The organism is Desulfosporosinus shakirovi (genome assembly GCF_020595055.1).
Classification (GTDB): Bacteria; Bacillota; Desulfitobacteriia; order Desulfitobacteriales; family Desulfitobacteriaceae; genus Desulfosporosinus; species Desulfosporosinus shakirovi.
Map to the genome: position 1 here is coordinate 216,605 of NZ_JAJDOO010000001.1, position 14,635 is coordinate 231,239.

The following is a 14,635-nucleotide window of genomic DNA, read 5'->3' on the forward strand; positions in this document are numbered from 1 at the left end:
ACTCCTTCAAAATTTATCATCGAACAACTGCAACAACCTATTAGCCTCAGCATCAAGGTTCTCAAGCGGATTGTTTATAGCGTTGAAACAAGTACAGTTATTACACTCCGGTATGCTATCTTTTTCAAGCTGAAGCATGGTCCTTAATAGTCTCGTACGCTTGGGTCCATTCCAAATTTCTAACAAAGTGCTGTCTTTGATATTCCCCATCGATAGTCCCTTTCCCAGTCCCGGTACCGGACAAGGGAAAGTATCATAGTCACACCCGATTTGCAAAAAATAAAACGATTGCGCACAAACCTTTCGGTTTAGATTTAATTCTTCGTTATAGAAATTTTTTGTTTCATCGACAACTGGTTTTAAGCCATCCATTTGCTGCTGCATGACAATTAGATGTTCAACATAAATCCGATCTGCAATACTTCCAAATATCTCGTAAAACCTATTCTCATCTTCTTTAGTTCTTAAAGTAGCGTCGATAGCTTTAATATAAATTTGCGTGTTCTTGCGATGATGAAATAAATAAGTTAAGTTATCCGTAAACTTCTCAAAATTGATTCTCATTCCACAGGTCTCTTCATATTGTTCAGCACTTAACCCTTGAATAGAAATATTGATATTCGTAAGACCAGCCTTAATAAGCTTATCAGACAATTCCGGGGTTAGTAACAGTCCATTGGTAATCACTTCCACGCGATCAGCTATATGAGCGTCTATAGCAATTCTTATCATTTCCGGTAATCTTGGATTCATCAACGGCTCACCTAACCCGGAAAAAACAATTCGTTTAATACCTTTGGGAAATTCGGATAGTTGCTCGATAATTCGTTCGTACATATCAAACTCCATATGCTTGATATCATAACCTAAGCTTTCAAACTCCCCGTCAGGAATATTCCTAGTAGAATGAATACAATAGAAACATTTTAAATTACAATGTCTAGTTTGCTCTATATAGACTGTAAAAGGTTGGGGTAGAGGAATAATGTCCGCTAGCTTTTTTCGGTTTGTATCATAATTAGGTTTTATTTCTGCGTTCATTAATCTCCACGACCTTTCTTAACTCTTTATCTTCAGGGAAATATCGCAAATAGTGTTTTGCTGAACCTTTAGTCTCACTAAAAGCAGTTCCCTGGATATTTGCTTCATCTCCAACGTAGCAAGACGAAAACCAGTCATAAGGAGTTTCTCCAAAAACTGAATTGAGATAATGGATTTTCTTATTTTTAAGCAAAACCTTTTTATACACCTTATTCATCTTTTCAACAGTAGCCTTAATGTGATATTCATTGAGAATATATTCAGAAGCATTCCTGCCAAGCCTCTCGCGCTCAACTGGATTTTGATATAGCCATTGCAAAGCATGACCATATTCAGATATATTATCCACGACAAGTCCTGTTTGCATATTTTGAATTAAATGCTTTTCTGTACATTGGTTAAGTACGACTGGTACTACTCCAGCGGCCATAGCCTCCAGCAAAGCATTTTCGGCTGTACCATAATGATTGGGATTAAGCGGATAACCAAATACATCAAACGTTGCCAGATTATCCATAACGTCAAAGGAATATCCTGTGAATATAACTTTATCCCTAATCTTTTCAGAATGTTGAACATCATTGATCAGTTGACCGCCGTACTTTGTATCTCCTACAACACTGAATCGGATATTAGGTATACCACAGGCACTTTCGCAATACTTTACATATTCAGGATGAGTTTTGCTATAGCCTAAAAAGCCAATATACCCTACTTGAAACCCTGGATGATCCCTCTTTTCTATAGACTTATCAAAATCTATCCCCGAGCTAATGACAACATCGGCTTTTTCTATAATCTGTGTGCGTTCCACACAAGACCATAAGGGATTTTCTAAAGAAAAAGGTGTTGTAAAAACAAATGCATCTGAATGCAAAATAAAGTTATACGGGATGTGGGGATATGAACAACCTGCAATGTGACTCCAGACCAAAAGTCTGCAAGATATTCTCCCTAAATAGTTCATCATAAACTGAGAGGTTAATGGATGATGCCACCAATCGACTTGAACAATATCCGCTTGTTCTAAAATAGTTCCTATGTCACATTCCCTAGCACTATGTATTGTTACATTGTGTTTTTTACATAACTTCTCAAATTGAACAGTCTGTGTCGGCTCCAATGTTATAATAGAATGTTCAAATTCCTGTCGTTCTTTAGAATAAATGGAAATACTGGATAATATCCTGCCAACTCCACCGCCTAAATGTGCTGTAATGTGGACAATTTTGTTCATACCTTAATCTCCCTAGCCATTATTCAGGAAAAGCGTAAAGAACCGTTTCAAATCCCATAACATTATAATTTCTCAAATAAAATTTGTATCCCTCGTAACAACTTTTAATAAACAAAGGGACTTCCCATATATCAGAAAGGCGATGATAGACACAAATCGCAAGCTGAGGACGATATTTGATAATTGTCTGCTTAGCTCCTTTTAAAGCCTCTATTTCTGCTCCTTCAATATCCATTTTAATAAAAGTTGGCTTAAATCCTTGCAACACCTCATCAATGGCCACGCATTGGATAATATCATTTCCTTGATCATCGATCTTTGCCGATGAGGGTGCATCACCCGACACGGAAAATTTAAATTTCCTCATTTCAGAATGTACACCACACGGAAATAATACCACCGAATCAAACTTATCCTGATTTTGTTGAATATACCTAGAAATCTTTTGACAAAGTTCATTTTGGGGCTCAAATACGGCGATGTTATTCATTTCAACCCCATTAGATACAAAGTTACGCAGGGTATCGCCATCATACCCTCCGCAGTCGATAAAATTCCCGTAATTTTTCGATAGAGGAATATCATGAGCCAAATACTGCAACGAAATCTCTTCGGGATCTTTAAAGCGAGTAAAATCCATGGTGAGATGGGCTTGTAGAAAATCAAGAAAGAATTCTTGATCTTGCTCTGTTTCCAAGAGTGAAAATGCCTCTATTATTTTAGCTCGATCTTTACCCAGAATATCATTTTTATCGTACGATCCATCTAATAAGTTATTGTAAAAAAATCCATCGTCAATACTGCTCAAATTAACCTCATGCAAAGCAAAAACATGTTTGAAGCCAAGCTCAAAAAGTTTCCCCTTAATTTCAGAGCTCTGATTCAGTGAGAATAATGCTGATAAAATAACATAACCAGTTTCTTTCATATCTGCAAACTCTCGGTAGTCAGGATGATAGATCGGCACTTCGTATTTGGAGGAATCCAGATTGCTGTTGCGATCAATAAAACATATAACTTGAATCTCATTATCCTTAAAAATTTTATAAAGTTTCTTGCCGATATTACCTGCCCCATAAAGCATTATTTCTTTATCTTTTAAACATCCTATCTTGTCATTTGTTACTTCGAATGTTCCATTTTGGAATTTTTCCAATATTTCCTCCAAAACTACAACTGAAGTCATATTTATTTCCTTTCTGCTCAAAAGCTACAATTAATTTTTAACAATGTTAATAATATATTCTTTAGCGGTTGCTTTATGATAAGCATTTTTATCTGAAAAGTTAATATTTTTTAGCAGATCTCTAATTTCATTATTAAAGGTATGTTGCTCAATGATAATATCTTTGATCATATAACCGTGTGTATCCAATTGACGATTAAGTTCTTTAATAGAATTATGATGAATATTATAGTTATCTACCGATATGTTAATTCCTATTATGTTCAGGAGTGTACCGATATCGTAGGAATTTTTAATTTTTATTAGTAATTGCCCGTCATTATCAAGTAATTGTAACAAATGCTCTAAGAATACATATGGATATGCATATGTATTCAAGTAGTGTCCGACAATAATATAGTCAAATCTTTCATGTCCAAAATACTCCATAATATAATCAACACGGTCTACTTCAACTTTACCATCACAAACAGTTTTCAAATCAAGCCAGTACTTAGCTTTTGTAGAAAAGGCTGATAGCCTAGTGTTAAAAACTCCTTGTTGCCGAAGCGTATTCTTAATCTCAAGTAAGGGGGTACCACACAGAACATCAACTCCTAAAATGTTAGGAAAAGATTCCGAAAATTTTTGTTTCGCTTTAACCAACGACATCATTGTACTTTCAAAATTATTAACATCGTCCCAAGCATCAATTCCGTAATATTTATCTTGAAAGGTAGTCCGCCCTTTTTCAAGGGATTTTCTAAATACTTCCGGATCTCTTGTGGCTATCCCAGCGTGACGTACAAAAACATCTTTACAAAGTATAGCTTTATAACCAGCCCTACGCACTCTAAAGGTCACATCATCGTCTCCAAAATCATGAAAAAACCCATAATCCGTCATTCCAATCATATCCATACAAACTCTGTTATAAAGTGTCATTGACGGTGTCAAACGAAGCCGTTCGTGCCATTTTCGCGGATCTGACACATTAAATTCTGCCGCTTTATTTTGCATATCATCAAAATCTGCAAAATTTAAATCGACACTTTGGAGATTACTAACGTTATCTGATACAGGAACTACCATCCCGATCCGATCATCTGATAAAGCACACTTAAGCAAATTTTCCAACCAATTTTGAGTGACAAATATATCATTGCTTATACCTACAATAAACCTTCCTTTGGCCACCTTAATACCGGCATTCGCACCAAAAAAGACCCCTAAGTTGTTAGTTATTTTTATAACTTTTTTCTTTGGATGCTCTATAGATTCAAAAAATTCAAAAGTTCCATCAGAAGAGCCATTATCAACCAATATTAGTTCATAGTTAGTTTTCTTTGTATATTTTAAAATACATTCAACACAAGTTTTAGTATACTTTTCAAGATTGTTATATCCAAGAACTACAAGGCTGACCAAAGGTGTATCATGTTCAACTAAGTTAGTTATGACGTTATTTCTTGCTAAGTAGATATTATCCCCAGGCTCTGGTATTCTTTTGCTATCGGTATTAATTTCGATTATTTGAGCGGAATCTTTGTGATTATTACCCATGTTAGTCATTCCTCTTCAAAAAGTTTATTCAATGCACCTCATAATTTAATCGTCCCTCTTCTGCTCCAAGAATTCGCACTATTTCCAACCTCACATTGTCATTTTCAGGAAGACCGTTATTGTTCCACCGCATAAACTCATAAATATCATTCTCTTTATATCCTAACTCATAAGCCTGTAAAAACGCAGCCGCAGCGTTTTGATAATCTCGTTGCTTAAATCGGCAAAGACCAATCGCAAAAACAATATTGAACGCGCGCTGATCATCTGATTTAGCGTGATCCAAAAATTGAAGATAAAGTTCTACAGCTTCCGCAAAACGCTCTTGCCGTAGAAATATATTACCTAAGCCAATAAACACATCTTCATTTTCAAAACATTGAGATAGGTTGATTATCTTTTCTAGAGATTTCTCATTACCTAACTGGAGCAATCGAGTCACTAGGTCAAAATAATCTTGTTTATACTCTTGAGGAAAAACTGCAAATTTATCTCGCAATAAGGTATCAACAAATACTTGCATTGCTCCTATCATATTTTCCACAATCCAATAAAGATGCTCTCGATTGTCACTCATCATCGCTGATGCTACAGTCAATGATGAAAATAATTTATTACTTGGCTCGTTAATATAACAATCCCGAGTTATCTCCAACGTCTTATCATACTGGCCATTGGCTAATAGCATATAAACAACTGTTATATCATCTTGTTGGAACCTTTTCGAGCGTATGGCTGAATAATAGGCAAGTACTGTGGGCAGGTTTATGGTTGTTAAGTTGCTAACCACAAATTTAAGTTCTTCTTCCTGGTTTACATCATATAAGCTGTTAAGCAACAAGATAATATCTTGTTCCGGAAAGCTTTTTATAATCAACAGTAACCGATATAAACAATCGGCTTGCATTTTTTCGCGTTTTAATGACTCGACATAGCTGGTTAAAGCCTCTTCGTAATCATTACGATGTGAAGCAATAATACCCAAGTAATAATAGATATAATAAATAATGGACGGCACTGAGTTAATTTCAATATCGTCGTACTCTTCCTGAAGTTTTAGAGTCATTTTATATTCAGCATAAGAAGTATCATACTTTTTTAAGTCATACATCATATTCGCTAGGTAAAAGCGAAAAGACGGGTTACTCGGGAATTTACGAAGCGCGACATGAATTTCCTCAAGAATATCATTAGCGTTACACTTCAGATGCAACATAGAGTCAATAATATTCTGATGAGGCTTAACATTATAGCCAATAAATTTTGTTCCACTATCAATAAACAATCTAGCATATTTCATAGCCAGTTCCCATTCATTAATTCCAAAATAGCAATCGCTAATGTATTGATAGATTGCTGGCTTTTCCGGAGCTTTATCCAATTCCAGCAGTAGTAGTTCAAGGTTCCTTTCAGCTTTTTCGCCTCGATTACTTAGAGAATAACCGGTATGGTGTATTAGCAGTTCCTTTTCATCAGCTAAAAAGGCTCTTAGATTCTTATTTTTAGTTTTATTAATCAGCATTTCGTGGATGCTATTGACATAGCAAATATTTCTATCCCGCCGAAAAATACGAACATGGGTTATTTCATCAAGCATTTTCCCGTTTGCATAATCTATGTTTTTCATTTTGCAGGCAATAGTATCAAAACTCGCATGCAAACGTTTTATCAATGGAATAATGTTTTGCGCAGTATCATTAGCGAAATACTCATCCGCATCTAGGAAAAGTATCCACTCTCCTTTAGCTTGTTTAATTGCAAAGTTCTTAGCGTCAGAAAAATCATTATTCCATGTATAATGAAAGACTTTAGCCCCCATAGACTTTGCTATTTCGACAGTTTTGTCTGTAGAGCCTGTGTCTACAACAACGATCTCTTTTACTACATCTTTATAACTTTCAATGCACTTAGCAATATTTTTTTCTTCATTTTTGGCAATCATACAAGCCGATAGTTTCATGCTGATAGTTCCTCTTTCTTATGCAAAGAGGCCAGGGTATACACACTCTGGCCTCTAATAGCATTCTTAGGAAGATTATTGGAGAAGTTGAAGAACACCTTGTGGCTGTTGGTTGGCTTGTGCCAGCATTGCTTGCGCGGCTTGGGAAAGAATGTTGTTCTTTTGGAAATTCATCATTTCTTTCGCCATATCTACATCGCGAACGCGGGACTCAGCAGCAGTGAGGTTCTCAGAAGAAGTTCCGAGGTTGTTAATGGTATGCTCAAGACGGTTTTGCACTGCTCCAAGTTTGGAACGTTCTGCCGAAACTGTCTCAATGGCATTGTTGATAGTAGTGATAGCAGCCGTTGCATTTTTATAATCACTAACATCCAGCGCATCGCCATCAGTTTGTCTCACGCCAATATCATCTGCTTTCATTGAATTAATACCAAGCAGAATGTTCTGACCACTATTCGCACCAATTTGCATACTGAACGCATCTTCTACATTATTGCTTACGGCAACTTCAGCTTTTACACTAATTGTAATGCTTTCACCCACCGCAAGACTTGCAAGAGATCCGCTCAGTTCTATACTATCAGTACCATCCCATAAAATAGTATCGGCATCAGTTACTGTAGCACCCAATTGAGAAGGATCCCCCATATCAAACTCAGCAGGATCAAACCCAGTGCTGGCAGCGTTCGTACGAGTAATAGTGATAGTACCACTCGTTGCAATATCAGTAACAGTAGCAGCATCAATTGTGATATCAGCCTTGGTGTTTAATTGTAGTGTAGTTTTGGACTCAGCAGCCTCAACTAAACCTTTCTTAGTTCCATCGAGAAGTTTTTGAGTGTTGAACTCGGTGGTATTAGCAATACGGTCAATTTCATCGGTTAATTGGTTAATTTCCTTTTGGATTTCGTCACGGTCAGTTGTCGAGTTAGTATCATTGGAAGCTTGAACTGCCAATTCACGCATCCGTTGGAGGATGCTGTGAGTTTCGTTCAAAGCACCTTCAGCGGTTTGAATTAGCGAAATAGAATCTTGAGCATTACGATTAGATTGGTCAAGACCACGAATCTGTCCACGCATTTTTTCAGAAATTGCAAGACCTGCAGCATCGTCTCCAGCACGGTTAATACGAAGACCTGAAGAAAGCTTCTCTAGGGATTTAGAGCTGTTAGAGTTATTAGTGCTCAGTTGACGATGGGTGTTTAGTGCTGCCATGTTGTGATTAATAATCATAATTTTATTCCTCCTTGATTTTGATGCCAGGCATCCTTGCCCGTGCATTTTGCTTGAGGATAATCATAGAATTTCCCGCCCCCCGGCCGGTCGGGAGGAAAATGTCTACTACTCCTGCTTACTTAATGTATCGAAGAATTAAGAGATTTACCTTAGGATTAACAATGACCAATTTAGCTGTTTTACTGCCAAATTAGTCATCAATCCTTCAAATATCTCAACGTTTCACTATCCTGTCGAAAATCTAAGTTTAGAATGTCTTGTGAATGAATCGGCTCATATCTAAGCCCATTTATCAAGCAGTACTCCCACATAATCTCGGATTGCTGCTAGTGTGTCCAATAATTCATGGGGAGGGAATTCCTTAATGACTTGCTGGGCTTGCCTATCCACAAATTGGACCATTATTTGACCGCTGCCTTCGTGTATTTCAAATTGCAAATCCGTGTTTATCGTGTTCATAAACATATTTAGTCCGTTGGTAATCTTGCTAATATCATCACAGGTGAGTTCTTCAGCCTCTTTTTCTTTTTTGGGTAATTGTGATTGGTCCTTAACGGCTTCATATTTAATTGTAACAGTATTGCTTTCCGTTCCCTCTGAAATTGATGTCCCCGGAGATTGTGATGAATATTTGTTCAGAACATTTGATGAACTCCCAACATTAATATCCATTAGTTACACCTCGTTTAGTTATTACCTTTAAACTAAATATCGAAGGCAGGTCTAGAAATCTTTAGTAGATTTTTTGGGCAATCCGCTAAGGATGGGCAGCCGGTATGAGGATGGAAATTTCCAACAGGACGCCTGCGCAAATCGCACCCGAGCTTAACTTTATTAATGGAGAGTGGCTTAAATGGCCGACTGAATCAGTGAGTTACTCCCCCATCGGGGAAGAGAGGCCAAATGTTGCACCGATGCAACATTTGATTTTAACTCCATGTGCACGGTTTTTGACGCCAAAGGCTGTTTTTCCATGCACATTATTCATTAAAACACTACTTGTAAACCCTTGCGAAGTCTAGACTTTTCGATAAATTAGCAAGCCTTAACTACTTTGTTTTACAGCCCCAATAAAAACAATTAAACAGGCGATGGAGTAACTAGTACCTAGTTGCCCCATCGCCTGTTTAATTGTTTTTATTGGCATATTATGGCATTAGATATAGGTATTAGATATTATTTAAATATCCAATTTAGTAACATTAGTTAATACTTTCAGCATATCCAAATCTGATACATCATTAGGAACGGCGGCTTGTATATTTTCTGCTACGATAGCATCGAAAATCTCGCCACGATAGATCTTGATCTCTTTAGGGGCCTCAATGGTCATACGGATATTATCTCCCTTGATACTTACCACTGTCACCACAATGTTGTCACCAATGACGATTCGCTCGCCAACTTTACGGGTAAGTGCCAACATATTACGCTCCTCCTTTAACGGCTTCTTTCGGCAAGCCGTCAGGAAATAGTTTATGCCTGATAGAATACTCCCGCTTGTCTAGGATGACCTGGCTACCAATACGATTAAGTCCATTCATTACTAAAGGCGCCACCAGGTTTACCGTCATATCTTCCAATTTTTCTTTCACCGTAGCAATCAAAAACACCTGAGGCGGATTTTCTTCAGAAAGGTCCAATTCCTTAGCAATTTCATCCTCTAAAACAAATTCATAGTCCTTAAAAAAAGTAAATGGGTCGGCCAACAAGAAGGTCAAATTAGGTTCCGTTGTCGACTGGAGATAGGCAAAAGGACTTTTCTCATCGAGTGGTATGAAGACGAAAATCTTTTCATCAGGAAAACCGGGGATTCCATGGGAAAAGTTGAATAGATGTTCTTCCGCCACTTCCAGTTCCCCGAATCTGGTTGACTCTATTTTCATTAGCATTGCCTCCTATGGGGAGTTTATTATGCAAACCGTATAAACGCATCTCTTTAAACCCTGACATCCACGGTTGATATCTCAATATCAGGGTATTGTGCAATCCTTATATCGACACTCCCGCGCTGGTAATCCCCTTGAACTATGCCGCGGTGCAGAGTCAAATCTACGTTCCCGTCCTTAGGATTGAATTGAACCGGATTAGCTTGATAATTAATGTCAGGCGATGCAATACGTGCATATGTAATATCGGGAACTTCAGATATGGTGGAGCTGGCAGCTATGTTAGCAATCGCATTAGTCTTATTCTGAATCTGAGCCATTTGGTCTCCTTCTTGGGCAATACGGGCGATAGTCTCCATTACAGTTTGCTTTCCTTTAGCAGCAATGTCCCGAGCAAGATCGGCGATATTCTTGAGTCCAATTGAATAACGACAGGGATACTGGTTAATCGTCAGATTCCCTTGGGGCTGACGAATCTCCACAGTCGTCGGTGTCGTCTCCAGTTGCACCTTAGGTTGAGTGGTGCGTAGATTTGACTTAGCATTATTAATGGTGTAATCCAAACGAATGGGCTGGGTGAAAATATTAATACGGAGCATTTAAGTGGCTCCCTTCCGCTATGCACTATTTATCAAAGAAAATCCACTAAAGACATCGGCATAATCCTTGCACCGATTTGAAGTGCTGTTTTGTAGACATTCTCAGCGTTTTTATAATCAACAATACCTTTGGCTACATCAATCGAATCGTTGTTAGCTTGATCCCCTGCAATAATTGTATTGCTGCTATCAAGCATAGTTTTCGCCATCTCGTACATCGACATACGAGTTCCCAGCGTTGTGTGAGACAGCAACATTTTGTCAGTGTCCTCCTCAATCAGCGCTAAGCCTTTGTCAGAGAGCCATTGCTGATCTGCCTCAGTCCCAGATTTCAGGTGATTTTTAATATCGATTAGATCATTTAAGATTTTTAGACTTGGGCCAAAAACATCCGTCCCTGTTAGATTCACGCTATCCTGAGTTGGAGTGGCTTCCCCTGGATGAGTCGGCATAGAAATTTTCTCATTATCCCCATTATAGGTGATAGTGTCGCCGTTGCGGGTAAATGGAGCAATTTTATCATTCTGTCCAGCAAAAATATATCGGCCACCCAGTTGAGAGTTACCAATATTAATCATCTGGTTGATCAGATTATCGACAGAATCCCCAATCGTTTGGACAGCAGATTGAGGATTAGTTCCATTACTAGCCTGGATAACCTGCTCCTTGATATTAATCATAATTTTGCTCAAATCCTGCATATTATCATCTGTGGAATCCATCCAACTTATAGCATCTTGGGCATTCTGAGTATACTGGTTATTTAACTCCAGACTTGTACTAAAACGTAAGCTCCTCCCCACTTTAATCGGATCATCCGAGGGGGCATGAAGGGCTTTGCCATCCGCTAATTGCATTTGGATCTTACTCGACTTTTCAAGGGATTTGTTAAGGCTACTTAAAAAATTGTAACTCATCATATTATTAGTGATTCTCATATCAAATCTCCTCCTATCGGCCTACCATGCCAGTACCATTGATCAATTTGTCCAGCATTTCATCCATGGCCGTTAATACTCTAGCCGAGGCATTATATCCTTTTTGAAATCTAATCATATCTGTCATCTCTTCATCCATATTTACCCCGGAGGTAGATGCTCTGAGGTTGGAAAGCTGATCAACTACAGTTTGTTGATTGGTATTCAGCCGTTGAGAGTCTTGGGATTGCACCCCCAAAGTACTAATCATTGCTGAATAAAACGAATCTAAGGAAACATCACCTAGTGTAGGTGATGAATCAATTTTTAAACGATTTCCAAGTAAAATGGCATTATCACCACTTGCATTGTTGTTGCCTTTTGATAAGGTGAAATCATAGGTATCAGTACCTGTCGGAGTGGTTGCGGAGTTTACCTTAATTGTAACATCCATACCTTGGATCGTTACAGTTTCAGGTGAAGCCGTCAAAGTTGTTGAAGCACTCCAAGTGGTGCCTCCATCCGTAGAAGTAGCATAGCTCATATCACCTAAATTATTAACTGAAACCCTTACTGTAGTCGGAGTACTCGGAGTAGTAGGAGCAGTTGGTGCATAAGTGCCAGTGCCGGTAGCAGAAACCGTAGCGGTACCGGTATTGCTTGACCCGGGCGCAACCGCACTAACCAGCGAAAACGTGGTTTTAGCCGCTATTATAGCCAGTCCGCTAGTCGAATCAGTTATATCCTCGTTTACACATAAGGCATTTATCCAACCGCCACTTGGTGGGGTTGCAGTTGTGTATGTTGTTGAATAATCAGTATCGCCATCCGCACTCCCATCACCGAAAAAGTTACGCCCATTAATATTATCAGTACCATAACCACTCCGATGCACAGCGTTAAAATCTTGCAATAGAAATTGGCTAACCTTTTCAAGGTTGTCCATATACCCTTTAATACCCTTTGTAGAGGAATCTCGAGAATCAATCAACCCCTTTAATTCACCTTTACCATCAGCAAAATTTACCACGTCCCCACTATTTACGAACACAACGTTTGTTACGTCATAACTAAGATTGTCAGGAGGTGTATTTTTAGCAGTTGTCTCAGTACTCAACTTGTTGCAGTAGCCTTTGGCATCTACAAGAGTCAAGCCACTGGTCTGAATTGTATATCTCCCAGTACTATCTTCCTTAACTGAAATATCCACGAGGGTTGATAATTCATCGACAAGCAAATCCCTGCTGTCACGCAAATCATTAGCATTGTTGGTGCCACTAAACTCTGTAAAGTAGATCTGCTCGTTAAGTTTATTAATACTGTCCGTAATTTGATTAATCTTATCAACACTGGCAACAATTTCAGCGTTAATATTTGCCGCCGTATCTCTTAGCTGCTCGGCAGCATGCTGTACTGCATTAACAAGCGCTACACCCTGTTGAGCTACCGCAGTACGCGCTCCGGAATCAGAAGCATCAGTCGAGAGTGTTTGCCAAGAGGTCCAGAACCGATTAAGCACGGTCTGAATACCGGTTTCAGAAGGCTCAGTAAATACCCCTTCCATTTTAGTCAAGGCAGCACTGCTTGTTTGACTGTAACTAAGGGAGGATGATTCCTTCCACAATTGTTCATCTGTAAACCTGTCCCTCGCCCTGGTAATGGAGGCCACAGTGACTCCGCTTCCTGAATAGTTTTTATTTCGTCCATAAACCTCCCCCGATGGAGACGCGGTTACTAAGTTGACTCTTTGCCGGGAGTAACCGTCCGTACCTGCATTTGCAATATTATGGCCTACCGTTTCAAGCGAAGCCTGATTAGCGTATAAACTTCGAGACAATATATTTAAACCGCCAAACGTTGAACCCATATCTTAAATCCTCCAATCCATAAGATGCCGTTTCTTGTTTTCTTCTTTTTCTCTCTGTCCGGGGTATGTATAGGTATTACTCGCTTGGTGCGTCAATAGCCCTACTGTATAATCGACAATTTTCATGGCCTGTTGGAGAAGCTGAGAGTTGCTCTCATGGACTGTTTTTAATCGTAGGACAACTTGGTCCAGACTAAGACGTACCTCTTCTAAAGCCGGGAAATGTTCCGCTAATTCAGCCAGAGTTAGGTCTTCAGGAGGTTTCCCCAGTTCACGTCCGATTTGTTCTGCCCACATAGACCGCTCTTTTTCCAAGCGATTAACCTGGATTATGAACCTTTCTTCCTGAGCTGTTATTAATTCAATCTCCTGAATTACATTTTTAATCAGAGCTTTTTGTTTCTTCTCTTCTAGGGTTAGTAGTTTATTATATAATTCAGCTTGTTCGCTTAAGTTAACATTTAAGTTTTGAAGTGCTTCAGACACAGAAATCTCCCCCTCTAAAATAAGCTGGTCTGGCAGAATGAAAGACGCAAGGTCGGAAGCAACTTGCCTTCCCAAACTATTCTTTCGGATATATCTCTAATAACTTATCGGCTATTCTTTGTTCATCTATTTTAAATTCTCCTCGTTTGATCTGTTCATTAAGCCCTCTTACACGTTCCTCGCGGATAGCGGGAATTTCTTTGGCTTTCTGAAGTAAGGCCTGATACACTTGCGCTTTATCAGATACCGCTATTTTATCTGCCTCAGATACCGCCGTTTTATTCTCAGCTTGTTTCAAACGACTGACCCCTTGAATACTGCCAACTGGAGACATTGATGTCCCGTTTATTTTCATATCATTCACTCCAAAATACATAGTCTTATTTTCTATATCGTAGATAACTTGTCAAAACTAAAGAGAAATTTTTTGTAGTCTATGGTATATTTTCACAGGAAAGCAAGAATTATAGCTGATGCTCTGCTTTTCTTGTATAATAAATATTATGTAAAACCCGAATGACACAGGTGGAAAACCCAAGTAACACTTACGCCCCGACCATGACTTGAAAAGGATGTTCGGGATTAGAAAATAAAGGGACTAAAGTTCATCACTGATTTTGACGATAAAATAAAGTAGACGGGAAAATTTATACACTATATTATACATATCCACTT

14 protein-coding genes are annotated in these 14,635 nt (G+C 38.6%); all 14 read right to left on the reverse strand.

The genetic code is table 11. The annotated features are described in order from the left end of the window. Positions 1 to 6: 6 nt before the first annotated feature. Positions 7 to 1,041, reverse strand: a complete 1,035-nt coding sequence (locus LJE72_RS01110) for a radical SAM protein (RefSeq protein WP_229245438.1) — start codon at positions 1,039 to 1,041, stop codon at positions 7 to 9. Beyond that, positions 1,019 to 2,278: a glycosyltransferase family 4 protein gene (locus tag LJE72_RS01115; RefSeq protein WP_229245439.1), complete on the reverse strand. Its 1,260-nt coding sequence runs from the start codon at positions 2,276 to 2,278 to the stop codon at positions 1,019 to 1,021. Before LJE72_RS01115 ends, LJE72_RS01110 begins: the two co-directional genes overlap by 23 nt. Positions 2,279 to 2,297: 19 nt before the next feature. Further along, positions 2,298 to 3,434, reverse strand: coding sequence for an FkbM family methyltransferase (locus tag LJE72_RS01120; RefSeq protein ID WP_229245440.1), 1,137 nt, complete (start codon positions 3,432 to 3,434; stop codon positions 2,298 to 2,300). Between the two features lie 60 nt (positions 3,435 to 3,494). Continuing rightward, positions 3,495 to 5,006: a glycosyltransferase family 2 protein gene (locus LJE72_RS01125; protein WP_229245441.1), complete on the reverse strand. Its 1,512-nt coding sequence runs from the start codon at positions 5,004 to 5,006 to the stop codon at positions 3,495 to 3,497. Between the two features lie 28 nt (positions 5,007 to 5,034). Beyond that, complete coding sequence (locus tag LJE72_RS01130; protein WP_229245442.1) at positions 5,035 to 6,966, reverse strand: glycosyltransferase; 1,932 nt, start codon at positions 6,964 to 6,966, stop codon at positions 5,035 to 5,037. 75 nt (positions 6,967 to 7,041) lie between these two features. After that, positions 7,042 to 8,199 carry a flagellin N-terminal helical domain-containing protein gene (locus LJE72_RS01135; RefSeq protein WP_229245443.1) on the reverse strand — a complete coding sequence of 386 codons (1,158 nt, stop codon included), beginning with the start codon at positions 8,197 to 8,199 and terminating at the stop codon, positions 7,042 to 7,044. 282 nt (positions 8,200 to 8,481) lie between these two features. Continuing rightward, a complete protein-coding gene (locus LJE72_RS01140) occupies positions 8,482 to 8,874 on the reverse strand; it encodes a flagellar protein FlaG (protein WP_229245444.1) in 393 nt (130 codons plus the stop codon). Between the two features lie 508 nt (positions 8,875 to 9,382). Continuing rightward, entirely contained in the window at positions 9,383 to 9,628 is a 246-nt protein-coding gene (gene csrA, locus LJE72_RS01145; RefSeq protein WP_229245445.1) for a carbon storage regulator CsrA, read from the reverse strand. Position 9,629: 1 nt separating this feature from the next. Continuing rightward, positions 9,630 to 10,088 (reverse strand): flagellar assembly protein FliW, encoded by a 459-nt coding sequence (fliW, locus tag LJE72_RS01150; RefSeq protein WP_229245446.1) that lies wholly within the window; start codon positions 10,086 to 10,088, stop codon positions 9,630 to 9,632. A 53-nt stretch (positions 10,089 to 10,141) separates the two neighbouring features. Next, positions 10,142 to 10,690, reverse strand: coding sequence for a DUF6470 family protein (locus tag LJE72_RS01155; RefSeq protein WP_229245447.1), 549 nt, complete (start codon positions 10,688 to 10,690; stop codon positions 10,142 to 10,144). A gap of 32 nt (positions 10,691 to 10,722) precedes the next feature. After that, complete coding sequence (gene flgL / locus LJE72_RS01160) at positions 10,723 to 11,628, reverse strand: flagellar hook-associated protein FlgL (protein WP_229245448.1); 906 nt, start codon at positions 11,626 to 11,628, stop codon at positions 10,723 to 10,725. 13 nt (positions 11,629 to 11,641) lie between these two features. Further along, positions 11,642 to 13,474 carry a flagellar hook-associated protein FlgK gene (flgK, locus tag LJE72_RS01165; RefSeq protein ID WP_229245449.1) on the reverse strand — a complete coding sequence of 611 codons (1,833 nt, stop codon included), beginning with the start codon at positions 13,472 to 13,474 and terminating at the stop codon, positions 11,642 to 11,644. 3 nt (positions 13,475 to 13,477) lie between these two features. Continuing rightward, the gene (locus LJE72_RS01170) at positions 13,478 to 13,960 is read right to left on the reverse strand and encodes a flagellar protein FlgN (protein WP_229245450.1); all 483 of its coding nucleotides are present in this window, start codon (positions 13,958 to 13,960) and stop codon (positions 13,478 to 13,480) included. 76 nt (positions 13,961 to 14,036) lie between these two features. Continuing rightward, positions 14,037 to 14,315 carry a flagellar biosynthesis anti-sigma factor FlgM gene (flgM, locus tag LJE72_RS01175; RefSeq protein WP_229245451.1) on the reverse strand — a complete coding sequence of 93 codons (279 nt, stop codon included), beginning with the start codon at positions 14,313 to 14,315 and terminating at the stop codon, positions 14,037 to 14,039. Positions 14,316 to 14,635 lie beyond the last annotated feature (320 nt).